The organism is Hathewaya limosa, from assembly GCF_030815255.1.
Lineage (GTDB): Bacteria > Bacillota > Clostridia > Clostridiales > Clostridiaceae > Hathewaya > Hathewaya limosa.
In genome coordinates, this window is sequence record NZ_JAUSWN010000032.1 from 1 (window position 1) to 25,336 (window position 25,336).

Annotated in this window: 24 protein-coding genes; 3 read left to right on the top strand and 21 right to left on the bottom strand. The window is 27.7% G+C overall.

The features are described 5' to 3' along the window. Nucleotides 1–126: 126 nt before the first annotated feature. From QOZ93_RS13015 to mraZ, 17 genes are all read right to left on the bottom strand, one after another. Nucleotides 127–822, bottom strand: coding sequence for a DivIVA domain-containing protein (locus tag QOZ93_RS13015; RefSeq protein ID WP_307357118.1), 696 nt, complete (start codon nt 820–822; stop codon nt 127–129). A 19-nt stretch (nt 823–841) separates the two neighbouring features. Continuing rightward, nucleotides 842–1,618 carry a YlmH family RNA-binding protein gene (locus QOZ93_RS13020; protein ID WP_307357122.1) on the bottom strand — a complete coding sequence of 259 codons (777 nt, stop codon included), beginning with the start codon at nt 1,616–1,618 and terminating at the stop codon, nt 842–844. 8 nt (nt 1,619–1,626) lie between these two features. Further along, nucleotides 1,627–1,884, bottom strand: coding sequence for a YggT family protein (locus QOZ93_RS13025; protein ID WP_111941806.1), 258 nt, complete (start codon nt 1,882–1,884; stop codon nt 1,627–1,629). Between the two features lie 14 nt (nt 1,885–1,898). Beyond that, entirely contained in the window at nt 1,899–2,366 is a 468-nt protein-coding gene (locus QOZ93_RS13030) for a cell division protein SepF (protein ID WP_307357123.1), read from the bottom strand. A gap of 21 nt (nt 2,367–2,387) precedes the next feature. After that, nucleotides 2,388–3,053 carry a YggS family pyridoxal phosphate-dependent enzyme gene (locus QOZ93_RS13035; RefSeq protein WP_307357125.1) on the bottom strand — a complete coding sequence of 222 codons (666 nt, stop codon included), beginning with the start codon at nt 3,051–3,053 and terminating at the stop codon, nt 2,388–2,390. 104 nt (nt 3,054–3,157) lie between these two features. Continuing rightward, complete coding sequence (locus tag QOZ93_RS13040) at nt 3,158–3,871, bottom strand: DUF881 domain-containing protein (protein WP_307357127.1); 714 nt, start codon at nt 3,869–3,871, stop codon at nt 3,158–3,160. Between the two features lie 44 nt (nt 3,872–3,915). After that, nucleotides 3,916–4,260, bottom strand: coding sequence for a small basic family protein (locus QOZ93_RS13045; protein ID WP_111941798.1), 345 nt, complete (start codon nt 4,258–4,260; stop codon nt 3,916–3,918). A 9-nt stretch (nt 4,261–4,269) separates the two neighbouring features. Continuing rightward, a complete protein-coding gene (locus QOZ93_RS13050; protein ID WP_111941796.1) occupies nt 4,270–4,992 on the bottom strand; it encodes a DUF881 domain-containing protein in 723 nt (240 codons plus the stop codon). An 18-nt stretch (nt 4,993–5,010) separates the two neighbouring features. After that, a complete protein-coding gene (locus QOZ93_RS13055) occupies nt 5,011–5,820 on the bottom strand; it encodes a cell division protein FtsQ/DivIB (RefSeq protein ID WP_307357131.1) in 810 nt (269 codons plus the stop codon). 179 nt (nt 5,821–5,999) lie between these two features. Then, complete coding sequence (spoVE, locus tag QOZ93_RS13060; RefSeq protein ID WP_111941792.1) at nt 6,000–7,121, bottom strand: stage V sporulation protein E; 1,122 nt, start codon at nt 7,119–7,121, stop codon at nt 6,000–6,002. Between the two features lie 20 nt (nt 7,122–7,141). Then, complete coding sequence (gene mraY / locus QOZ93_RS13065) at nt 7,142–8,095, bottom strand: phospho-N-acetylmuramoyl-pentapeptide-transferase (protein WP_307357134.1); 954 nt, start codon at nt 8,093–8,095, stop codon at nt 7,142–7,144. A gap of 14 nt (nt 8,096–8,109) precedes the next feature. Next, a complete protein-coding gene (locus tag QOZ93_RS13070) occupies nt 8,110–9,498 on the bottom strand; it encodes a UDP-N-acetylmuramoyl-tripeptide--D-alanyl-D-alanine ligase (protein ID WP_307357137.1) in 1,389 nt (462 codons plus the stop codon). Nucleotide 9,499: 1 nt separating this feature from the next. Further along, nucleotides 9,500–10,957 carry a UDP-N-acetylmuramoyl-L-alanyl-D-glutamate--2,6-diaminopimelate ligase gene (locus tag QOZ93_RS13075; RefSeq protein WP_307357140.1) on the bottom strand — a complete coding sequence of 486 codons (1,458 nt, stop codon included), beginning with the start codon at nt 10,955–10,957 and terminating at the stop codon, nt 9,500–9,502. Between the two features lie 108 nt (nt 10,958–11,065). After that, complete coding sequence (locus tag QOZ93_RS13080; RefSeq protein WP_307357143.1) at nt 11,066–13,291, bottom strand: stage V sporulation protein D; 2,226 nt, start codon at nt 13,289–13,291, stop codon at nt 11,066–11,068. 14 nt (nt 13,292–13,305) lie between these two features. Then, nucleotides 13,306–13,809, bottom strand: a complete 504-nt coding sequence (locus QOZ93_RS13085; protein ID WP_307357145.1) for a hypothetical protein — start codon at nt 13,807–13,809, stop codon at nt 13,306–13,308. Between the two features lie 34 nt (nt 13,810–13,843). Continuing rightward, a complete protein-coding gene (gene rsmH, locus QOZ93_RS13090) occupies nt 13,844–14,785 on the bottom strand; it encodes a 16S rRNA (cytosine(1402)-N(4))-methyltransferase RsmH (protein WP_307357148.1) in 942 nt (313 codons plus the stop codon). A 13-nt stretch (nt 14,786–14,798) separates the two neighbouring features. Further along, nucleotides 14,799–15,230: a division/cell wall cluster transcriptional repressor MraZ gene (gene mraZ / locus QOZ93_RS13095; protein WP_307357151.1), complete on the bottom strand. Its 432-nt coding sequence runs from the start codon at nt 15,228–15,230 to the stop codon at nt 14,799–14,801. 386 nt (nt 15,231–15,616) lie between these two features. On the opposite strand from mraZ, the gene ychF reads away from it, so the two are divergent. Next, on the top strand, nt 15,617–16,714 hold the full coding sequence (gene ychF, locus QOZ93_RS13100; RefSeq protein ID WP_307357154.1) for a redox-regulated ATPase YchF: 1,098 nt from the start codon (nt 15,617–15,619) through the stop codon (nt 16,712–16,714). A 56-nt stretch (nt 16,715–16,770) separates the two neighbouring features. Here ychF and QOZ93_RS13105 read toward each other — a convergent pair whose 3' ends face one another. Next, on the bottom strand, nt 16,771–19,071 hold the full coding sequence (locus QOZ93_RS13105; protein ID WP_307357156.1) for an AAA family ATPase: 2,301 nt from the start codon (nt 19,069–19,071) through the stop codon (nt 16,771–16,773). A gap of 126 nt (nt 19,072–19,197) precedes the next feature. After that, nucleotides 19,198–19,854, bottom strand: a complete 657-nt coding sequence (gene deoC, locus QOZ93_RS13110; protein ID WP_307357158.1) for a deoxyribose-phosphate aldolase — start codon at nt 19,852–19,854, stop codon at nt 19,198–19,200. A 219-nt stretch (nt 19,855–20,073) separates the two neighbouring features. Here deoC and QOZ93_RS13115 point away from each other — a divergent pair, with 219 nt between their 5' ends. Continuing rightward, the gene (locus tag QOZ93_RS13115; RefSeq protein ID WP_111941770.1) at nt 20,074–20,493 is read left to right on the top strand and encodes a hypothetical protein; all 420 of its coding nucleotides are present in this window, start codon (nt 20,074–20,076) and stop codon (nt 20,491–20,493) included. 85 nt (nt 20,494–20,578) lie between these two features. Here QOZ93_RS13115 and QOZ93_RS13120 read toward each other — a convergent pair whose 3' ends face one another. Further along, nucleotides 20,579–23,143: a calcium-translocating P-type ATPase, PMCA-type gene (locus QOZ93_RS13120; protein WP_111941768.1), complete on the bottom strand. Its 2,565-nt coding sequence runs from the start codon at nt 23,141–23,143 to the stop codon at nt 20,579–20,581. 219 nt (nt 23,144–23,362) lie between these two features. Between QOZ93_RS13120 and QOZ93_RS13125 the strand changes: the two genes are divergently transcribed. Beyond that, on the top strand, nt 23,363–24,298 hold the full coding sequence (locus QOZ93_RS13125; RefSeq protein ID WP_307357162.1) for a manganese-dependent inorganic pyrophosphatase: 936 nt from the start codon (nt 23,363–23,365) through the stop codon (nt 24,296–24,298). Between the two features lie 64 nt (nt 24,299–24,362). Here the strand turns inward: QOZ93_RS13125 and QOZ93_RS13130 are convergent, their stop codons facing one another. Continuing rightward, nucleotides 24,363–25,118: a hypothetical protein gene (locus QOZ93_RS13130; protein ID WP_307357164.1), complete on the bottom strand. Its 756-nt coding sequence runs from the start codon at nt 25,116–25,118 to the stop codon at nt 24,363–24,365. Between the last annotated feature and the right edge of the window lie 218 nt (nt 25,119–25,336).

Consider the following 25,336-nt stretch of genomic DNA (forward strand, 5'->3'; position numbering starts at 1 on the left):
TCTCGCAATGGACACCCTTGTCATTGGCTAACGCCTATATCACCTTCGGCGCTCGGGACTTTCACCCTATAGATTGCGCCCATGCTGGGCGCACACAAATAAGTAAAACTCACTTTAAAGTGAGTTTTACTTATTATCTACTAACATTTCTACTTCTGAAGTTGTATTTTGTATCTTTGAAATGTCTATATTATTTCTTGAAATAAAATCATTTAACGAAGCTTGTACACTTATTGTTTTTTTGTCTAACTCGTTAGTATCATCTTGTAGTTGCTCTATCTTCTGTTCTTGTTTAATTGGTACACTTTGATTTCTTACTACGGCATCTATTTTTAACTCTTGTAAACCTTTTCCTATATCATAATTTCCATCAAAGTCCATTTCCAAACGTTGAAACATATCCATTTGACTATTCATAAAGTTTCTAAATACGGCTCTAAACTTTTCAAATTCTTGTTTTATTCTTTCATATTCATCATTAATTCTTAACACATCATTATTAGCCTTATCTAATATCCTTTGTCCTGAATCATTAGCATTTTGAATAATGATATCTGCTTCTTTTTGAGCTGAAATTTTAGCTTGTTCAGCTGCCCCCTGAGCCAAAACTAAAGTATTTTGAATTGTTTCCTCTATTTTTCTATAATGTTCTACTTTTTCTTCATAACCTGAAAGTTTCTCTTTCAATGTAGAGTTTTCCTTATACAATTCTTCATAATCATCTGCAATTTCATTTAAGAAATCGTTTACTTCATCTATATCATATCCTCTAAAAACTTTTTTAAATTCCTTACTATCGATATCCATAGAAGTTATTCTCATGCTTTGACCCTCCCTTTTATTACATGAATTTTAAACCCTTTAATTTTAATCTATCTTTTTGAGTACTTCCATATTGATTTTTTATTTTGAATTTTCCATATCCTCTAATACTTAAAATATCATTTTCTTTTACAAGTCTGTCCTTTTTTATTTCTTCCTCATAATTCAAAATAACTTTTCCTTTTTGGATCATCTCACAACTTGCATTACGAGATTCACAGGTTAAGGCACTTACTACACAATCTAATCTCATAGATGTAGTAAGAATATTTAGTTCTTTAAATATAGGATTTGGAAACTCTATATCTTCCTCTGAAAAAATTTCAACTTCACAGGAAGCTTTTCCAATAGTATCTAAATTATAAATTATGTACTGTGAAACCTCTTGTAAAACTGGAACATAGCAAATGTTTTCTCTAACCACAAGATCACCTAATTTTTCTCTTTTTATTCCTAAAGACATTAAGGCCCCTAAATAATCTCTATGATTAAGCGTTACAAATTTATTTGACTTGTTCCTAATTCTAAGTATATTTACAGGAAACTCGTCATATAAATATTCTGTATAGAACATAACAAGTTTCCTTTCACATTCTTCATAAGAACTCCAAAATGCTATATTAACTTGAGAGTTTATAGATAACTTATATAACTTATTCCATATACTAGGATTTAAAAACTCATTTACAAATATATTCTTATTCGTTTTTGTTGCAAGAATATATTTATCATAAATAGATCCTAAAAATTCTTTATCCCCATAATTAAATTCATTTAAAAATTCTTTCTTATTCATAGCGTCCTCTAAAAAATTGCTCTAATAAGCATACGAATTATTCCAATTGTAAAAAGACCTACAATAGGAGAAAAATCTATAGGACTATTAGGTAATATCCTATCTTGTAGTTTTCTTCCTAAATATAAAAATGGGCTTGCTATTTCTCTTATAATAAAAGTAAATTTATTCTCATTCATTGGAACCCAACTTAAAAGAGCATCTATAATTATACTTACTTCTATTATATAAAGTAGAGTATATATACCGCGTATTAGAATTCCCATATACAGTTTCTCCTTTATTTTATAAAGCTAAATACTCCTTTATTTTGTAGTTCATACTTTAATGTATTACTTACTTCTACATTAGAAGGCATTAATAAATATATACCTTTTTCAACTTCTTGTATTTGACCTCCTAATACATAACTAGCTCCACCTATAAAATCTAATAATCTTTGTCCTATTTTTAATTCTAAAGCTTTAGTATTTATAACCACTATTCTATTATTCTTTAAGTGATCACAAATAGTAGCAGCTTCATCAAAATCATAAGGCTTAGCAATTACTACTTTTGGTCTATTACTAGCTGTTGGAAGATTTACAACCTTAGCGCTACTTTTATAAGAAGAACTTCTTGGAAGATTTTCAAATTCTTCTTCCTCTGCTGCTACTTCATCTTCTTTATCACATACTTCTTCTACTTCATCTACTTCGTCATCAAGACAAAACATATCCATAATTTTGTTAAATACCTTTGCTGACATATTATTTACCTCCTAATAATTTTATAAATTTTTATATATTCTTTTTCCGAAAATACCTTGACCTATTCTTACCATAGTTGACCCTTCTTCTATTGCCCACATATAATCATTGGTCATACCCATAGATAAAATTTCCATAGAAACATTGTTAATATTTTTATCTTTTAATTTTAAAAATAATTGTTTGGATTTTTTAAAATAATGTCTACAGTTCTCTTCATCGCCTTTCGGAATTATAAACATAAGACCTTTTATATGAACATATTTAGCTTCTTTACAGTAATCTAAAAGTTCTTCCAAATCTTCTTCTAAAACTCCATGCTTTGATTCTTCTCTACCTATATTTACTTGAATTAAAGCATTTACTAAACATTGTTTTTGTGCACATCTTTTTTCAAGTTCCTGTAATAATTCGACATTGTCTAAAGAATGGAGTAAATGTATTTTATCTACTATATATTTTACTTTGTTTTTTTGCAAATTACCAATTAAATGCCATTTTATATTTTTAGGTAATTCTTCGTATTTTTCAACTAATTCTTGAACTTTATTTTCCCCAAAGTTTCTTTCCCCTAAGTCATAAGCTTCTTTTATAAGTTCTACAGGTTTAGTCTTTGAAACACATATTAAGGTAACATTCTCGGGAATATTTTTCTTTATATTTTCTAAATTTTCCTTAACAACCAACTTCGTGCCTCCTAAAATAATACTAATACTTTTTACTCCTTAAAGTTTATATTCTCTATTTACCTCAAAATCCCTTTTTTTTTCTTTAATTTTTTCACTAATATTTATTTTTTTTCTTTTGCATAATCAAATTTCACTTTACCTTCATAAGCCGGTATTTTTATATTCTTATCTTCTTCGATATTAACTCTAATTTTTCTAAATTGTAAATTTTTTACGTGATTACTCTCCTTTGATAAATAATCCTTAAGAGCTACTTGATTTCCTATAACATCTATATAAAAAGGGGCTACCGTATTAACTCCACCTATTTTTATGTAAGTACCCCAACAATAACTATAAGTATCACCTACAACCCTATTTCCATTTATTGCAATAGCTTCTGCCCCTGCAACTCTTAATTCATTAAGTAAAAACCAAATATCCGTATCATGTACTAAGTTTAGTATCATGTAGTACTCATTAAAGTCGCTTTCTTTTGCATCATTTACCGTAATTCTTATTCCTTCTCCCTCTACAGCACCTAATCCAAAATATTCCTTATTTTTTTGTATTTCTTTTTCTATCTCTTTATTAACCGCCGTTATATCATTACTTTCCAGATTATATTTATTCAATTTTTTTTCAATTTTAGAAATTTCCTCTTTTAAACCTGAAATTTCTTTGTACATTTTATTTCTTTTATTATAAGCATCATTAAATTGTTCTATATTCAAAAATACCTTGTTTTTTTCTCCAAAACTAAGATTCATAGAAATTAATATTCCTATTATTACCGATGCAATAAATACAAACACTGTAGCCTCATTTTTTTTCATATGAGCACCTCTTGATTTCTATTACCATTCTCAAGGTAAGCATGTTAATTTTTATTACCATTTATTCTATTAAGTAGAATTCTTCTAATACTAGCAAAATTATTTAGAATTCTTCCTCCAAATACAATGACTGCTGCAAGATAAATAGGGAGTCCTAACTTATCCCCTAAATAAACTAATATAACCGCTATAATAGCATTTCCAAAAAAACCTGAAATAAAAATATCTGGTTTAAACATTTTTTCCATTTTGGCTCTTAATCCACCAAAAACAGAGTCAATACATGCAAATATAGCAACTGATATATAAGGTGCAAATTTAATTGGAATGTTTATTTGCCACACAAGTCCAATTAAAACACCAACTAATAATCCAACAAAAGCTATCATACTTTATCATTACTCCTTTTTTGTAGGTCTTGCATATTTAAATTCTAACTCTTGAGTAGTATCCTTCTTTATAACTACATCATTTTTTAATTCCCATTTTATATCACAATTTCTTGATAGTGTATCTGGAATATTTCCTGGAAAACTAAGGGCACTTTCTAACACCTTTTGATTTCCTATTACTTTAATAACTACTTGTTTATCAAAAGGAATTTTTTCATTATTAATTCTAATCGCATTAGATGCTACTCTTATTCCCGTTCTGGATGTAATTCTAATATCATTTATAGAAATAGCTTCTGCTTCTGCCGCATAAAACTCATTTACTAATTTAAGCAATGCTTCATCTGAAATAGGTTTTTCCATATTGTCGCTTGCAAATATAGAGTTTTTAGGGGTTATATACATAACCAACCCTATTCCCTGTAAATCTACAAGACCATTTTGTTGTTTTAAACTGTCTAACTGCTCTAACATCATTTTACTATACTTATTTTTTCCTACTGTAGTTTTCTCATACTCATTAACTTTATTTTGTAATTCATTTAGTTTATTTTGATATTCTTTTTTTTGTTTTTCTAAAACTTCATTTTCTTTTACTATTTCGGCATTTTCATTTGTTACATCTATATTTTTCGTCTGTTTATAACTAATCTTAAGTTGATAAGTTATTAAAAATCCTAATACTGCAAAAACAAAAGCTATAGCAATTTTACCCCACACTTTTTTCATAAATATTCCTTACCTCCATTATTCTGTAAAAACTATTGGATTTCCTTCATAACTTACATCAATATAACCTTTTTTATCTTTTATTTTATGTAAATTTATAATATTAATACCTTTATTTAATTTTTCACGTAAATTATATTCATTACCTAAAATAATTTGTATATTTTTAGATTTTACTACAATATTGTAGACATCATTTAAATTTATAGCTGTTATTTTTATATTAGACATGTTTTTATTTAATAAATCAAGAATTGCTTGTAAAACCTTTTCTTGCCTATCGGACTTAAACATTAAAGTATTATCTTTTATATCAATTTCTTTAAATCCCTCTAATTCTACTAAAGACATTCCCTTAATATTATTTCTTTTCTCTAAAACATTTCCCTTAACATCTGTAATTAAATATTCCTTTTCTTGTTTAACATAAAAACTTGCTTCTCTCTCTTCTATATTGATTGTTACTTTATTGGGTAATTTTTTATTAACTTTCACATCATGTATATACTTATTACCTATTAACTTTTGTTTTATTTCTTTTCCACTAAATAAAAAAATGTTTTGATTTAATACACTATTAGCTTCTTTTTTTATTTCATCAATAGATGCATTTTTATTTCCTTGTACTTTAACTGAAGTAATATTAAAATAAGGTAACTTTACAGCCATAGTAATTAAGATTGTACTTAATAAGATAGTAATCAAAATTATTCTTTTTTGTTTTCTTCTTCTTCTTCTTCTCTTAAGTAACTTATCTTTGTTTTCTATAATATACTTTCCTTTATCTAATGTTTTCGAAAGGTTTATAGTCTTACTTTTATTTTTCATATTTAACCACCAAACACATTTTTTTTAATTGCATATAATTATATAATATCACTTAATAAATTTTATTTCATCAAAAAAATGCTACTAAAGATTTAATTATTTATTACTTTTTTTCTTTAAACTTCACAAAAAAGTAAAGACGTACTTAAGTACGTCTTTACTTTTTTATTTATTAATTATTATTTTACCTTTTTTACTTCTAATTGTCTTGTTATATTCAATAATATACCCATAGCAAACATATTAAATATTAAAGAAGAACCTCCGTAACTTATGAAAGGAAGAGGAACCCCTGTAACTGGCATAGATCCAGATACAACTGCAATGTTAATGATTGCTTGAACGGCTACAACAGATGTTATTCCGATCGCCAAAGCTGTACCATAAGTATCCTTTGCATTAAGTGCTGCTCTAATACCTCTCCATAAAAAAATTAAATATAAAATGATTATAAACAAGCATCCTATTAATCCTAATTCTTCTCCTATAACAGAGAATATAAAATCATTGTGTGGTTCTGGTATGTAAAAACATTTTTGTCTTGATTGACCTAAACCTACTCCAAAAATACCACCTGACCCTAAAGCTAATAAAGATTGTATTAACTGATAACCATCCTTTAAAGGATCAGCCCATGGATTTGTAAAACTTATAAGTCTTTTTAATCTATAAGGCATTAAAATAGTAGCAAAACTTGCTGCAACTATACCCAGTAATAAGAAAACATTTACATGTGCTTTTTTAGCTCCAGAACAAAACAGCATAACTAAACTTACTATTATAATAACTGAAGCAATACTTAGATTATGTTCTAATAAAACCAATCCTGAAAAGACCCCAGCTAAACAAATATGATAAAAAGTTCCTCCCCAGAATCCCTTTATTTCTTCACCTTTTCTATCTATACTTTTTGCTAATATTAATACTACCATATATTTTGCAATTTCTGACGGTTGAATTGTAGCAAAGCCTAAATTAATCCATCTAGTAGCTCCATTTACTGCTGGTGAAAATAAAACGATAATTAAAAGAATTATTGTTGCTATAGCACCTATAAATGTAATTTTTTTAAACTTGTGATAATCCATCTTAATAGCAAACAACATACATATGGTTCCTATAACAGACCACATCAATTGCTTCTTTAGGAAAAACATAGAATCATAACCATACTTTTTAGAAAAAAATGCAACGTAAGAACTAGCACTATAAACCATTACAACTCCTACTGTAACTAACATCATAATGGTTATAAACATTACAAAGTCTATTTGCCCCATTTTACTTTTGGGTTTATTCATTTTGAAACCTCCTTAAAAATTTATAAGGATAAAGCTAAAAAACCAATTAAACATAAAATAACTGTTATTATAGAAAACACTACAACAACTTTTGTCTCGTGCCATCCACTTAATTCAAAATGGTGATGTATAGGTGACATTTTGAATACTCTCTTCTTAGTTAATTTATAAGATGTTACCTGGATTATTACGGATAAAGCTTCCATAAGAGGAACACCTGCAACTATTACAACTATCCAAGGTTGTTTTAATAACATTGCCATGGCTGCTATAACACCGCCTAATGCTAATGATCCAGTATCACCCATAAATATTTTAGCAGGATATGCATTGTTTCTTAAGAAACCTAAAAGAGAACCTGCTATTATAGCACCTGTAATAGCTAATGAGGTATGATTTAATGCATATGCTAAAAGTGCAAAAAAAGTTATAATCAATAAACTAACAGATGTAGCAAGTCCATCTAAACCATCTGTTAAATTCACTGCATTAGTAGTAGCTGCATAAAAAATTATCATAAATGGTATATACATAACGCCAAAATCTACGGTTCTATTTATAAAAGGAATATACACATCTGTTCCTATATTTGCATATCCGTAATAAGATAAAAATCCTGCTACTAATAGTAAAAGCACCATTTTTTGTTTAGGATTTAATCCCTCATTATGCTTATGACGTATCTTTAAATAATCATCTAAAAAACCTACAAATCCAAATGCTATAAATGCGATTAATGTAACCATTGCTTCACTATTATAGCTTCTTTCAAATACAAGTAATGTAATAGCTGTTGCTAAAATAAAAATTACTCCTCCCATAGTAGGAGTACCTGATTTCTTTTGGTGACTCTTAGGTCCTTCTCCTCTAATGTTTTGACCAAACTTTAATCTTTTTAGTATTGGTATAAAAATTGGACCTAATATTAATGCTATAAAAAATGCAATTAATATAAAATAAATTATCCTACTCATATTTATCCCTCACTTTAGTTATGTAAATTATCAATATGCTTTACAATATTTTCGAACTTCATAGATCTTGATGCCTTAACTAAAACTAAATCACCTTTGCATCTTATATTATTGTAGTAATCCGCAAGTTTATCATTATCTTCAAAACTTTTAATATTTTCTCCAAAACCTTCTTCATAAGCCTTTGAAAATTCACCTACACACAATAGCATATCTATTCCATTATTTTTTGCATACTCTGCAACTTCTTTATGAAGTTCATAGGAGTTATCACCTAGTTCTTTCATTGTACCTAAAATTGCTATTTTTCTTGTTCCATCTAATATTTTCATATAATCTATAGCCGCTCTCATAGAATCAGGACTTGCATTATATGCATCATTTATTATTTTTATATCATCTCTGTTTATTACTTCTAACCTCATAGATGTGCTTTCTATATTTTTAAAGCCTTCTCTTATTTCATCAAAAGTTACTCCTAATTCTAATGCTGCTCCTATAGCTAATTCTCCATTTAAAACATTATGCATTCCAGGAACCCCTAATTCAATTTCCTCTTTTTGTTTTAAATTATTACCACCTAAGTTAAATTTTATACTATTTTCACTATTAATTATATCACTTGCAATGTAATTTAATTCATGTTTTTTGAAATCTATTCCAATTTTTATAATTTTATATTCTTTATTATCATTTAATGTACTTAATAAATCATTTTCTCCATTAACAATAAGAATATTTTCTTTAGAAAAGAAGTCTGTAATTTCCATTTTTGCTTTTAAAATATTTTCTCTTGTTTTTAAATTTTCAAGATGTGATACACCTATATTAGTTATTAATGCTATATCTGGTTTTGCTATGGATGCTAAGTTATGAATTTCTCCAAAATTACTCATTCCCATTTCTAAAACAGCTACATCATAAGAACTATCTATAGATAACATCATAAGTGGAAGACCTATTTCATTATTAAAATTACCCTTTGTTTTAAACACTTTATATTTATGACTTAAAGCTGCTGCCGTTAAATCCTTAGTAGATGTTTTACCTGTAGAACCTGTAATTCCTATTATTTTTATATTTAATTTATTTCTATAATAAGTTGCTAAATCCATTAAAGCTCTTTTTGTATCTTTAACCTTTATAATAGCACCTTTAAAATCACCTAATTCCTTTTCATTTAAGTGAAGTTCATCTATAATGCAAAGCGCTGCCCCTTTTTTATCTGCATCTTTTACATAAAGGTTTCCATTAAAATTTTCACCTTTTAAAGCAATAAATAAACTACCCTCTTCTATAGTTCTTGTATCTGTACTTATAACTTGAAAATTTACTTTAGGACCCTCTTTAATTATTTCACCACTTACTGCATCTTTTATTTCTAAAAGCGATAACTTTTCCACCTTAGAACATCTCCTTTAATATTTCGTCTACAACTTCTCTTTCATCAAAATGAATCTTACCTTCTTTTAAAATTTGATAATCTTCATGCCCCTTACCAGCAATAACTATAACATCATCTTTTTTTCCTAATTCTATAGCCTTTTTTATTGCTTCTCTTCTATTTTCAACAACCATATAATTATCTTTTTCTATACCCTCTAAAACATCTTTAATAATAGCCATAGGTTCTTCTGTTCTTGGATTATCGGAAGTTACTATAGCAATATCGGAGATTTCTGTACCGACCTTACCCATAATAGGTCTTTTAGTCTTATCTCTATCTCCTCCACAGCCAAATACACTAATTAATCTACCTTTTGTAAATTCTCTTGCTGTTTTTAATATATTATCAAGCCCATCTGGAGTATGTGCATAATCTACTATTATTTCAAAACCTAAATTTTTATTATGAGTTAAAATTTCGCATCTTCCTGGTACTGCAACAACCTTTAAAGCATTTTTTATATTTTCCATTGAAACATTTTCATTATATGCAACAGCCATAGAACTTAAAGAATTAGATATATTATATCTTCCTGGAAGTGCACAATATAAACTTTCCTCTATACCATTATGAGAAACTTTAAATTCTACACCCCTTGCATGAATTTTTTCATCAAATGCCCTAAATGTACATTTCTCTTCAAATCCATAAGTTATTACTTTTACATCAGTATTTTTTAATCTTTCTACTACATCCTTACCATAAGTGTCATCTATATTAACTATGGCAACCTTACTATTTTCAAATAATTTAAACTTAGCATCAAAATAAGCCTCAAAAGTTTTATGAAAATCTAAGTGATCACGAGTTAAATTAGTAAAAATTCCATATTCAAAACTTACTCCATAAACTCTATCTAATGCAAGAGAATGTGAGGAAACCTCCATTATACAATATTGAACGCCTTCATCTACCATGTCTCTAAATAATTTGTGAAGTTCTAATGATTCTGGAGTAGTGTGATCTGAATGTAATTTTTTATTTCCTATGTAATTTGCAATAGTTCCAACTAACCCTACTTTATATCCTTGTTCCTCTAAAATTCTTTTAAGCATAAATGTAGAGGTAGTTTTACCATTAGTTCCTGTAATACCTATAACTTTTAGATTATTGCTTGGATTGTTATAATAATTTGCTGAACATATAGCTAAGGTTTTTCTGCCATCCTTAACCTTAATTATAGTTACATCTTTACTTTCCAATTCTATATCCTTAGTAACTATAATACTTTCTGCCCCTTTTTCTATGGCATCTTTAATAAAGTTATGACCATCAACCTTTGTTCCAACTAGTGCAACAAACATGTCACCCTTTTGAATTTTTCTATTATCATAACATATCTTATTAACATTGACTTCTAAAGATCCTTGTAGTACCTCATACTCTACATTATTTAAAATCTTCTTCAAGTTCATATCCGCATCTCCCTTAATAAAAGTTTATACTGAAAAATCGGCAGAAGATAAGTAGCTTCTGCCGAATAAAAATACATTTTAAAATATATCACATTTTAAAAATTCTTGCTAGTCTCCAATTATCTCTAAATTCAAGGTTATGTTCGTTCCTTTAGTAACACGTTTACCTTCCTCAATACTTTGAGTTGATACCATACCATCACCAGTAAATCGTGGATTTATACCTAACCCTTGTAAAAGTTTACTTGCCTGTTCTGGATTATATCCTTTTAAACTTGGAATTACTACAGTATCGTCGGCTTTTTTACTATCTGATGTATATACAATTATTTCTGTACCCTCTTTTACACTACATCCCGGCTTAGGATTAATATCATTAATATATTTTCCCTTACCTTCGATTTTAACTTTTAAATTAGCTTCTTTTAATATCTTTAATCCTTCCTCTTTTTCTTTTCCTCTTACTTCTGGAATAACAACATCTTTTAATAAGCTTTTTGCCCTTTGTTCTTCTGTTGCATCTACTTTAAAAGAAAGGTAATTAAATATATCATTAAATACTTGTTTTCCAACTGGTGCAGATATTTGACCTGCATAATAGTTTGATGGATCTGGTTCATCAATAGAAACTAATATAGTTACTTGTGGATTATCAGCTGGAGCCATTCCTGCAAATGATGCTATATATTTACCACTTGCATATCCTTTGCCCCCTTCAGCTATTTTTTGAGCTGTTCCTGTTTTACCACCAATATGATATCCTTGAATATAGGCTTTTTTACCTCCACCTTCAGATACAACCTTCTCTAAGTATCCTCTAAGTTCTCTTGTAACATCTTCTTTCAATACTTTTCTTTCATTTTTATCTTTATATTCTAAATCTACTACTGAATTATTATCATCATCATAATGAGTAATTTCTTTCATTACATGAGGAGTTATAAGAGTTCCTCCATTTGCTATAGCATTAAATGCAGTTAGATATTGCATACAAGAAACAGTATTAGTTTGACCAAATGCAATAGTTGCAAGGTCTGTTTCACTAATATTTTTAGCTGCTTTAACAATACCTGTAGCCTCTCCATTTAAATCAATTCCTGTTTTACTACCAAAACCAAATGTTTTAATATATTTTGTAAGTAAGTCTGGTCCTAGTCTTCTACCTAATTCCATAAATCCAACGTTACATGAATTTTTAAGAATGTCTACAAAACTTTCAGTACCATGACCTGTTCTCTTCCAACAGTGAATAGTTCTTTTTCCAATTGTAGAACTACCATTACATACAAATTTATCATCTTTATTAACTTTACCTTCTGACATAGCGGCAGTAGCTGTTACAACTTTAAATATAGATCCTGGCTCAAATGTGTCACTAACAGCTCTATTTCTCCAAATCCTTTGATTTTCTTCTAAAGACCTATTATTATCATAAGGCTCATTAGGATTATAGTCTGGTTTATTAGCCATAGCTAAAAGTTCACCATTATTTGGATCAGCAATTATAATACTTACTGCCTTTGCCTTATTATCTTTTAAAGCTTGTTCAGCAGCTTTTTCGGCAAAATATTGCATATTCTCATCAATAGTTAAAACAACATTTTTGCCATCTACTGGCTTTATGTAATCAGATATTACATAAGGCATATCTTCTCTATTTTTATCTAATTCAGAAATCTTAATTCCTGGTATACCTGAAAGGTATTTATTATATACTTGCTCTACCCCCATTAATCCATCACCATCTGCATTGGTATTTCCTAATACATGTGCTAAAAAATTATTATTGGGATAATATCTTTTAGTATCTGGAGAAACTATAAAACCATAAAAATTCTTTTCTTTAAGATATGCTTTAACCTTCTCCGCTTCATCACTTTCCATCCTTCTTTTAAGCATAGCCGATCCTTTAGGTTTTCCATTTGGAAGAGGTGCCACTATTTTTTTATGCAAAGTCTTTTCATCTACATCTAACAACTTAGAAAGATCAGGTATTAAGGATTCTAGTTTTATTTCTTCCATACCCTTTTTCTTATTCTTTTCATTTTTAGAATGAATGTCTGACCTTAAAGCATTTAAATCTACATCTAGTCTATAGACATTAGCACTTACTGCTAATTCATGTCCATTTCTATCTAAGATTTTCCCTCTTTTAGGAGCTATTTTAACTTCGCTTGTCCATTGATTTACTGCTTTTTCTTTTAAGTCCGGACTTTGAAAAATCATTAAATATGCTAATCTTAAACTTAGACCTAGTATAACTGCAGAAAAAATCAAAAAAATGAACGTTCCTCTTCTTTTAATGGTAACCTTGTCCTTAAATTTACTGCCCACTTATTTTACCTCCATTAAAAAAGGATATTTTTTATTTTTTCTATTAAATTACTTACGCTTTTGTTAACATTTTTATTATCTTCAAAATTATCCTTTCCAAGATCATAATAATATGTATTATTTACACTTGGTTCTACCATTTTAAATTTATTCCTTGCTACATCATCTACATTTTTAATATCCTTAAATTTCATTAGATAAATTCTAAGATCATCATTTTTATACTTAGTCTTACTTATCTCCGTTTTTATATTACTTATACTTTTTTGATTTGCATATATTATAGAATATCTAACCATAATAACCATGCCTACTAAGAAAATAGCAATTACACTTTTCATCATGGTAATTTTTTTGTTTTTCTTTTTATCGTTTATATTTTTGTGATTTTCTTTTTTAAAGTTACTAAGTTCCTTATAAATTTTACTCTTTTTATTTTTCTTTTTTTCTTTTTGTATAGGAGTACCATTGACCACCATTTTATCCATGTATATATTTTCTTTTTCTGATACTATCACTTTATTCACTCTCCCATAACTTTAGAACTATTTATTATATACGTTCCGCTATTCTAAGCTTTGCACTTCTACTTCTTGAATTAAATTCTCTTTCTTCTTCTGAAGGTTCTATTGGTTTTCGTGTAATTACCTTAACCTTAGATTTCTTTCCACAAACACAAATTGGGAAAGAACTAGGACAAGTACATGGTTTTTCTAATTCTCTAAATTTATTTTTAACTATTCTATCTTCTAATGAATGGAATGTTATTATTGCTATTCTTCCTCCGACATTTAATTTATCTACGGCATCTTCAATAGTTTTATTTAGAATTTCTAATTCACCATTTACCTCTATTCGAATAGCTTGAAAAGTTCTTTTAGCTGGATGCCCACCTTCTCTTTGAAATTTTCCTGGTATAGATTTTCTAATAATCTCTACTAATTCAAGAGTTGTTTCTACAGGTTTTTCTTGTCTTTGCTTAACTATATTAAAAGCAATTTTTCTTGCAAACTTTTCTTCCCCATATTCTTTTATAATTTTACAAAGTTTTTCTTCTTCGTAAGAATTAACTACATCATAGGCTGAAAAATCACTATCTCTGTTCATTCTCATGTCTAATGGAGCATCTTGCATATAACTAAATCCTCTATCCTTGTTGTCTAACTGATAAGAAGAAACGCCTAGATCCATCATTATTCCATCTATTCCATTAATTTCCAGTTCTTCTAAGATAAATTTTATATTGTGAAAATTATTATGTACAAAAGTTACATTATTATATTTATTATATTGTTCTAATCTTTTACTAGCTGCTTTTAAAGCCTCCGTATCCTGATCTATTCCTATTAATCTTCCTTTGCTTTCTAACTTCTTCAGTACTTCACTGGAATGTCCAGCACCACCTAAAGTTCCATCTACGTAAATTCCACTTTCTTTTATGTTTAATCCTTCTACTGTTTCATTTAGTAAAACTGATACATGTTTAAATTCCATATATTTTTCTCCTTTATAATATGCCTAATTCACTCATATTTTCTGCTATTTCATTAAAATCTATATTTTCTTCATTGTATTCATTCCACTTTTCTAGACTCCATATTTCTATTCTAGAAGCCACACCAATACTAACAATTTCCTTTGTTATATTTCCATATTTAATTAGGTTTTGAGGAATCAAAGTTCTTCCTTGTTTATCCATTTCAACTTCGTTAGCACCTGAAAAGAAAAATCTAGTGAAAGCTCTAGCATTTTTACTAGTTAAAGGAAGTGCTTTTAACTTTTCTTGAAAAATTGCCCATTCTTCTTTAGGATAAGCATACAGGCAACCATCTAAACCTTTAGTTAGGATAAAACTATTTCCTAGGTCTTCCCTAAACTTAGAGGGTATAATTATTCGATTTTTAGAATCAATAGCATGATTATACTCCCCTATAAACATAACTTCACCTCAACTAACTATTTTACTCCACATTCCTCCACTTTCAACCACAATAATTATAATTCTATGTAAATAATAAAATTCCTTCATAAATTGAAACATTTAATAATTTTTTTTATAAAAAAGTTTTTTTAAAACTTTTTTGAGATTTTTTTACATTTTAAAATTGTTTTTACCTATTTATATACTTTATTTTCTATAAAAGTCGTAATTGCATAATTTTTAACTTATTCTTTACTATTTTATATTTATTAATGCATAATATTGCTTTCATTTCTTATATTCTTATTTTCTTGAAATAATATACCTATTAGAGTATAATTTATAAAGGTATATTGGAAAAAACAAATATAAAAACATAGTGTAAGAAAGGATTGTTAATATATATGAAACTTGGAATTGTTGGTTTACCAAACGTAGGAAAAAGTACATTATTTAATGCTATAACAAAAGCTGGAGCTGAGTCAGCAAATTACCCTTTTTGTACTATAGATCCAAACGTAGGTGTTGTTAGTGTTCCTGATGAAAGATTAGACGTACTTCAAAAAATATATAACTCTAAGAAAAAAGTACATACAGCAATTGAATTTTATGATATAGCTGGTCTTGTAAGAGGTGCTAGTAAAGGTGAAGGTTTAGGAAATAAATTTTTATCACATATTCGTGAAGTAGAATCTATTGTACATGTTGTTAGATGCTTTGATGATGAAAATATTGTACATGTTGAAGGTTCTGTAGATCCTATAAGAGATATAGAAACTATAAATTTAGAGCTTATATTCTCTGATTTAGAAGTTTTAGAAAGAAGAATAGATAAAACAGCTAAACTTGCTCGTTCAGGTGATAAAGAAGCTAAAGAACAAATGGTAATATTAGAAAAGATTAAGGAAACTCTAGAAAACAATAAACCTGTTAGAAGTATTGAATTTACTGAGGATGAAATGGTTTTTGTTAAAAGTCTTTTCCTTTTAAGTTCAAAACCAGTTTTATATGTTGCTAATATTTGTGAAGATGATTTAGCTGCTGGTAATTTAGAAAATGACTTTGTAAAAAAAGTTAAAGATTATGCTAAAGCTGAAAACTCTGAAGTTATAGTTGTATGCGCTAAGTTAGAAGAAGAATTATCAACATTACCTGATGAAGAAAAAAATGAAATGCTTAGTGAATATGGATTAACTGAATCTGGATTAGATAAATTAATAAAATCAAGTTATTCTCTTCTAGGATTAATGAGTTTCTTAACAGCTGGAGTACAAGAAGTTAGAGCTTGGACTATAAAGAAAGATACAAAAGCTCCTCAAGCTGCTGGAAAAATACATTCTGATATCGAAAGAGGATTTATAAGAGCAGAAATAGTTTCTTTTGATAAATTAGTTGAATGTGGTTCTGAAGCTGCAGCAAAAGAAAAAGGCTGCTATAGACTAGAAGGTAAAGAATACATCATGCAAGATGGTGATGTAGTTAACTTTAGATTTAACGTATAATCATAGATATACTAATTATATAAAAAATCAGAGGCATAGTAATACCTCTGATTTTTTTATTTTCTATCTCTTTTTCCTGTATATCTTCTAAGTTCTTTTTGAATGTCATCTAAAATATTTCTATTTCTAAAGTTTACTCCATCAAATAAAACATCTATAGCATCAAATATATTATCCATAGCATAAATATAGAAATTTCCTCTAGCAATTTCTAATTCCACTTCTTCCTTTAAGACTATATTATTGAAATTCCTAAAAGGAACTAATACACCTTTATTATTTACTGTATCTACACATTTACAAGTTTTAAAAAATCCCTCAATTTTTTCATTAATTCCACCTACTGGTTGTACCTCTCCTAATTGATTTATAGAACCTGTAACTGCAATATTCTGTCTAATAGGAACTTTTAAAAGTGCTGAAAGAATGGCCATAGCCTCTGCAACAGATGCACTATCCCCTTCAACTACACCATAAATTTGTTCAAAACTAATATTAAAATCTACAGGAATATCATTATACCCTCCCATAAATGAATTCAAAAAACCTTTTAATATGCTTAAAGTTTTACTATGAATCTTTCCACTTAAGTTACTTTCTTTCTGAGCATCAATAATTCTTCCATTTCCTCTAGAACAGGTACAAGTTATTCTCATTGGTTTGCCAAATTTAGTATGATTTAAATCAATTACAGAAAGAGCATTTACTTCTCCTACTCTACTATCCTTTAAATTTAATAATATTTCTCCATCTTTATATTCATCTCTAATATATTTTTCTATTAATTCCTCTTTATAAGAAACATTCATTATATCATTAAGTTCTATACTTCTTTTCCCTTTATCTATAGCATAAGCACTTGAAAAGATCATTATATCTTTTAACTTATCATTATCAAAATATAATTTATCTCTTCTCTCACTATCCTTTGAGAATATTCTAGCTACCTCTTTTATAGCTTTATTAGTTAGAGGCTTGCATTTATATTTTTTACACATATACAGCATATTTTGAATAAGCGCTTCTTTAGCCTCTGAATCAATTGGAATTAAATGTTCACCTTGAAGATATATTTTAAATAGTTCCTTAAAATCTGAATCATAACTATATAGTAAATGGAAGTACTTATACCCTCCTATTAAAACAATTTTAACATTTATAGGTATAGGTTCTCCTTTAAAACTTTCATAAGCTAAAAGACTAATAAGACCTCCATTATTTTCAAAAGTAAATTTCTTTTCTTTTAAAACTTTTTTTAATTTAGCATAAGCATATTTATCTGAAAGCAATTCTTTTAGATCTAAAATCAAAAAACCATCATTGGCCTTTAATAAACTTCCTACCTGTATATTACATGTACTTTCAGCACCTATTGTATCACCATGAGATATTTCTACATTTCCAAAAATATTTTTATAAGTTGGTACTTCCTCATATACAATAGGTACTTCATCTTTTTCGTTAGATGTTAGTAAAAATATTTTATATTTATATATGGACTTTAATATTTTTTTCTGTTCCTCTGTAAAATCTTTATTAAAACTTTCATCTATGGTAGTATTGGTTTCAATTATTGCCTTTTCTAAAAATTTGATAGCCACTGTATCTTGTTTAAACGTATTTAATAATTGTACTTTTATATCTTTAAAGGCTTCATTTATATAATTTTTAAAGATCTTCTTCATCTCTTTTAAATATTGCATTTCATTATTCTTTAAATGTTTTGCGACCTCTCTTGCAATCTCTTTAACATTTTTCAGATTTTCTAAAATACATTCTTTTTCATTTAAATCCATCTCATCAAATTCTTCTTCAGTTATCTTTTCTTCGCCTTTAATAGGTGTAAAAGAAAATCCATCATCTCCATAATTAATTTCAAATCCTTTGTCCTTACAACTCTCCATTAATTGATTTAATATACTCTTTCTATCTTGTAGATACTTTTGTAGGACTGTATCTTTATCTATTTCATCAAAAGAATTATAAAATTTAAGAATTATTTCTGTGTATTTATCCTCTATATGTTCTAAAAAATTTTTAAGCTTATTTCCATTTCCAGCATTCAAAACTAATACTTCAGGTTCCATTTCTCTTTCACATGTAACATATACAATATCATGTAATTTTCTTTTACTACAGTTTTCCTTTATAAGCATTTTAATGTCTTCTACTTTATCTTTAGTACATTTATCGGCAATAACTATATTATAGTTATCCTCTTCAATATTAATTGCAGTTTTTAAACTTTCATATATATTTCTAAATTCAACAAAGACTTGAGAATCCATATTTTTAACATCTATATTTTCAATATCAAATTTAAATGCAATTTCTTCATAACTTAATGGTCGTATCATAAAACTCCTCCTTTCATTCATAATATATAAATATTCAATAAAATAAATTTGGACACAAAAGAAAAAGCATACATTTTCATGTATGCTCTTAAACTTAATAAAAATTTAAGTTAATTCTCTTTTTTACTATAAGGCCTCTACTATATTTATAGATGCTGAAGCACCTATTCTACTTGCACCGGCTTCTACCATTTTTAATGCATCTTCCAAAGTTCGAACTCCACCTGAAGCTTTAACTCCCATATCATCTCCAACAGTTTTTCTCATTAATGCAATATCACTTTCCGTTGCTCCACCTTTTGAAAAACCAGTTGATGTTTTAACAAAATCAGCTCCTGCTTCCTTAGAAAGTTCACACACTTTTATCTTCTCTTCATCTGTTAAAAGACAAGTTTCAATGATAACCTTAACTAAAGCTTTATTTTTAGCACAATTTACAACAGCCTCTATATCTTTTTTTACATAATCATAATCTTTTTCTTTTAATCTTCCCACATTAATAACCATATCTATTTCTGTAGCACCATTTGCTATAGCATCTTCAGATTCAAATACCTTAACTTTAGTAGTTGTTGCACCTAAAGGAAAACCTATTACAGTACAAACATCTACATTAGATCCTTTTAATAATTCACTACATAAAGATACATATGAAGGATTTACACAAACAGAAGCAAAATTATATTTTAAAGCTTCACTACATAATTGTTCTATTTGAGAAGCCTCAGCTTCTGGTTTTAATAAAGTATGATCTATCAATTTGCTTAATGTATTTTTATCCATTTTTCTTCCTCCAATAATAAAAAGTTTATTTATCATTTGTTTATAAAGTATAAAACACCTCTAATTATATCATATTTTTCTAAATTGTATCATATAATATTCATAAAGTATGCCTTAGCCCTTGTTATATGTTTTAACTTAATATATAATATTCTTAGCATTTTATTATGAATTTTACATTAATATCAAGGAATTTTTAAAGTAAAGGAGTTTTAATTTATGGGATTTAAAGATAGTTTTAGACAGAAATCAGCTGAAGTATTTTTTGACAAAAATAAAGATAGAATAACTCAAGTTCAAGGTAAAGTTCTTTCAATTAAAGTTGAAGAAAAAACTTTTTTATGGATTATACATAAACTTACAGCTATTATATTAATTAAACCTGAAAATAGCAAAAATGTTGTTCAATGTGTTTATAAAAAGAGACGTTGGTTTAAACAAGTTAACTTCATGACAATATTCCAAGGACATTCTCTTATAGTTCAAGGTTTAAAATCTCATGTAAGTAAGAAAGATACACGTGAAATCGTAGAAATTTTAAATATACGAAATAATACTACTAAAAAGTTCCTTGTTCCAGTTGAAGGTGCTGAAAACCTTAAAGTTCAAAGAGTTCGTCCAAATAAAAAGATTAGATAAAAAGGATAACCTAAGGGTTATCCTTTTTTTTACATATCTATATTTATTCTAAAAAATATTCTTTACTTTTATCCATATAAAATATCTATTTTTCGCCAACATACAATGCAACACTATTTATAATGAACATTATTCCTGAGAAGAAAAGTACAATAGTCCATTGTGCTAAATTCAAGGCTACTGTGTGGAATATTCCTTGGAAAAATGGAACATATAATATACCTAAAAGCATTATTACTGATACTGAAACTGCTAATAATAAATATATATTGGTAAATGGATTTATCTTAAATACAGAATGTTTCTCTGAACGACATTCAAATACATGGAATAATTGAGAAAGTATCAAAGTACAAAGAGCTAAAGTTCTACATACCTTTAAATTCATTCCATAATATTTTCCTACCATAAAAGATAGAACAGTACAAACTCCTATTAATATACCTCTTATAAATATCTTTTCCTTTAGTCCCCTAGCAAATATGCTTTCTTCTCTATTTCTAGGCTTATTTAACATAATATCAGGATCACCAGGGTCTACACCTAATGCAATAGCTGGAAGTCCGTCTGTAGCTAAATTTACAAATAATATTTGAATAGGAAGTAATGGTGCTGGAAGATATAATATAGAAGATAGAAAAACTGTTAAAACCTCTCCTAGATTACAAGATAAAAGATATCTTATAAATTTTCTTATATTAGCATAAATACCTCTTCCTTCTTCTATAGCAGATACTATAGTAGAAAAATCATCATCTAATAATATCATTGAAGAAGCTTCTTTCGTAACATCTGTACCTGAAATACCCATAGAAACTCCAATATCAGCCTCTTTAACTGCTGGGGCATCATTCACTCCATCACCAGTCATTGAAACTATATGTCCTTTAGCTTTAAATGCCCTTACTATCCTAAGTTTGTGTTCAGGACTAACACGAGCAAAAATACTTAAATGTTGTATCTTCTCTTTAAGTTCCTTATCAGAAAGTTTATCTAATTGTTCACCGGTAATAACCTCATCTTCTTTTTTACAAATATCCAACTCTTTTCCTATAGCAAAAGCTGTATTTTTATGATCTCCTGTTATCATAACAACCTTTATACCAGCCATTCTACATTTTAAAACTGAATCCTTTGCTTCTAATCTAGGAGGATCTATTATACCAGCTACACCTAGAAAAACTAAGTTATCCTCTAATGAAGAATTTTTAGGTAAATTTCCATCTTTATATGCAGCAGCTATACATCTTAAGGCTTTATTTGACATACTCTCTATTTGTTCTAAAACTCTTTGCTTATATACACCCTGAAATAGAACCTTTTCTCCATTAATTAAAATATATCTACATCTTTTTATAAGTCTTTCTGGAGCTCCTTTAATATAACCTAATTCCCTATTATCCTCTTTGTATATTACAGACATCATCTTTCTAGTAGAATCAAACGGTATATCAAAAATTCTCTTTCCATTTTCTAAGAACTTTTTAATTTCTCCTGTATTATTGAAAAATGCTTTAATTAATGCAGTTTCTGTTGGATCTCCAAACAATGCTTTCTTAAGACTTTTTTCTTTAAAATCGTAATTACAATCATTACAATATGTAAAAGCCTTCTTAAGCAAGTTTAATTCATTTTTTTCGTTAAACCCTTGGGTATAAACTTTATCGTTAAAATATATCTCCTTTACGGTCATATTGTTTTGAGTTAAAGTACCTGTTTTATCACTACATATAACAGATGTGCATCCTAATGTTTCTACAGCAGGAAGTTTTCTAACCAATGCATTTCTCTTAAGCATTCTAGAAACACCAATAGCTAATGCTATTGTTACAATAGCGGCAAGTCCTTCCGGTATAGCTGCAACTGCCAAACTTACTCCTAACAAGAACATTTCTCCTGGATCTTGTCCTCTAAATATACCTAATACAGTTACTACTACACAGATAATTGCACACATTAAAACTAAAACTTTTCCTAAAGAATTTAACTTTTCTTTTAATGGCGAACGTTCTGCAGTAATATTATCTAACATATTAGCTATTTTCCCCATCTCTGTATCCATACCTGTAAGCATAATAGTAGCTTTCGCATGTCCCCTTAAAATAGTAGTACCCATAAAAACGTCATTACTGCCTTTATTTACGTTTTTTTCAACTCCTACTGATTCTCCTGTAAGTAAGGATTCATCTATAAGGACATTGGTAGCCTCTACTAAACAAGCATCTCCTGGTACTCTATCTCCTGCTTCTAAAATAATTAAATCTCCTGGAACTAAAGTCTCTGCATTAACAACTTTTATATTACCATTTCTTATAACCTTAGCAGTTGGAGATGCTAAAGCCTTTAAGGCTTCTAAAGACTTTTCAGTTTTATATTCCTGAATAAACCCTAATATCGCATTCATTATTACAATAATAATAATAGTTATAGCATCAGCTTTGTCCCCCATAAATCCTGAAATAATTGTGGCTACAATTAAAACCCATGTTATTAAATCATTAAATTGACTTAAAAATATTTTTAATGGTGAAATCTTTTGTTTTTTCTCAATTAGATTAGGACCATATTTTTTTAAACGTCTTTTTGCTTCATCTTCCGTAAGACCACATTTTTTATCATTTTTTACTCTGTAATCATCTTGCTTTAACAACAGTACCTCCCCCTTTCATTGTGTAAACTTATTATCATTTCTTTAAATTATATGTATTACCTTATAGGCTTATGAACTTTAAAACAAATATTAAATAATTTTTTTAGTTCAAGACTTTACTTTATAGAAGTTAAACATTACAATATACTTTATGATGGCTAATTTTTCTTTAATTAAATTATTAAGCTAAAATTTTACATATATCAAAGGAGATTCACTATGGAAAACATAATTTATGTAACAGGACATAAAAATCCTGATTCAGATTCTATTTGCGCTGCTATTGCATATGCAAATCTAAAAAATCAATTAGGAGATACTTCTGTAGTTCCAGCAAGACTTGGAAACATTTCTAATGAAACTAAATTTATATTAGATTACTTTCATGCGGAAGAACCTAAACTAATAGAATCAGCTAAGGATAAAAAAATCATATTAGTTGACCATAACGAAAAAGCTCAAACTATACCTGAATTAGAAAATGGAGAATTATTAGAAATAATTGATCACCATAGAATAGCTGATATAGAAACTGCAAATCCTATATACTTCAGAAATGAACCTTTAGGAAGCACTTCAACAATCGTTGCTAATATGTTCTTTGAAAAAGGATTAACTCCTTCTACTAGTATAGCTGGTGTTCTTTGTGGTGCTATAATTTCTGATACACTACTTTTAAAATCACCAACTGCTACACCTGTAGATAAAGAAGTATTAGAACGTCTTGCTAAAATAGCTAATATTGAACTTGAGACTTTTGCAAAAGAAATGTTTAAAGCTGGTACATCATTAGAAGGACGTACTGCAGATGAAATCTTTAATCAAGACTTTAAAACTTTCACTCTAAAAGAGTTTAAAATAGGTGTAGCTCAAATTACTACAATGGATCTTGAAGGATTCAAGAAAAGAAAACCTGAATTTTTAGATCTTATGGAGTCAAAAACTAAAGAAGAAGGATATTATGTATTAGTATTACTTGCTACTGATATAATCGAAACTAGTTCAGAAATCATTGCTTGTGGAGAAGGATTAGATATAATCAATAAAGCATTTAACACTACTTTAATTGAAAATTCTTCTTATCTTCCAGGAGTTGTTTCAAGAAAGAAACAAGTTATTCCTCCAATTACAAAAGCAATAGAAGAATTAAAATAATTTAATAAAAGAGGTTATCTCTAAATAGAAATTTTCTAAAAGGAGATTCCTCTTTTTTATTTTTTTAAATTTTACACACAAATAAGAAAAATATAAAATATATAAGACAACATAAATAAGCATGCTTTTGATATTCCTTAATCGCATCTTTTTTTACCTTACAATTAGTACTTCCATAGCTTTTAACATATGTTGTATTTTTTATTCTTGTATAATAATAAAAGTTAAATTCATATATTTTAGAGGCTAATATATCTAGATTTAATAGTGGATTTACAAATAAGTTGGAGATGTATTCTCCATTAAAAATTTTATCTTTAATTTTTATTTTAGGAATATTTATAATTAATAGAAGTGACTCAGCAATAATCGATGGAACTAGATTCAATATCTTTATTATGCTATTTAAAATCTCATTATTATAAATGCTACCAAGTATTTTTAACTGTAGATATAAAATCCCAACTAAATTTCCAAATAACATAATATAAAATAAAGGTGCTATAAAACCACATATAACTGCCTCGGAAATATTAAAAATACCCTCTTCTAAATTTTTTCCTCTACAAACATTTATATTTTCTTTTTCCTTAGTACTAAAATCTATTACTAAAAATCCAACTAAAAAATTATACATCTCCTTAGGTAAAATAAATCTTAATAGAAACATTATACCCAAAATAAAAAAAGTATAAATCAAAATGAAGTCTAAAGATAACACTTTGTTTCCCCTAATTTTTTTAGGAATATATATATATAAGTTTTCTCTATTAAAATTCCATAATAATATGCTCATTAAACATCCTAATGTATATCCCAAACTTCCTCTCCCCTTTTTTATTTTATTCTATATTAATTTATATGCTAAATTTTTAATTTAATACTAAAAAACACTTTGTACAAAATAAACTATTATTTATTTCATACAAAGTGTTATGTTTTTTCACTAGTGTTTAATTTTTAGAAAGTATTTCTATTGACAATTATACTATGCTTAGTTTTTATAACTAATTTCCTAGATTAATATTTACTAGAATA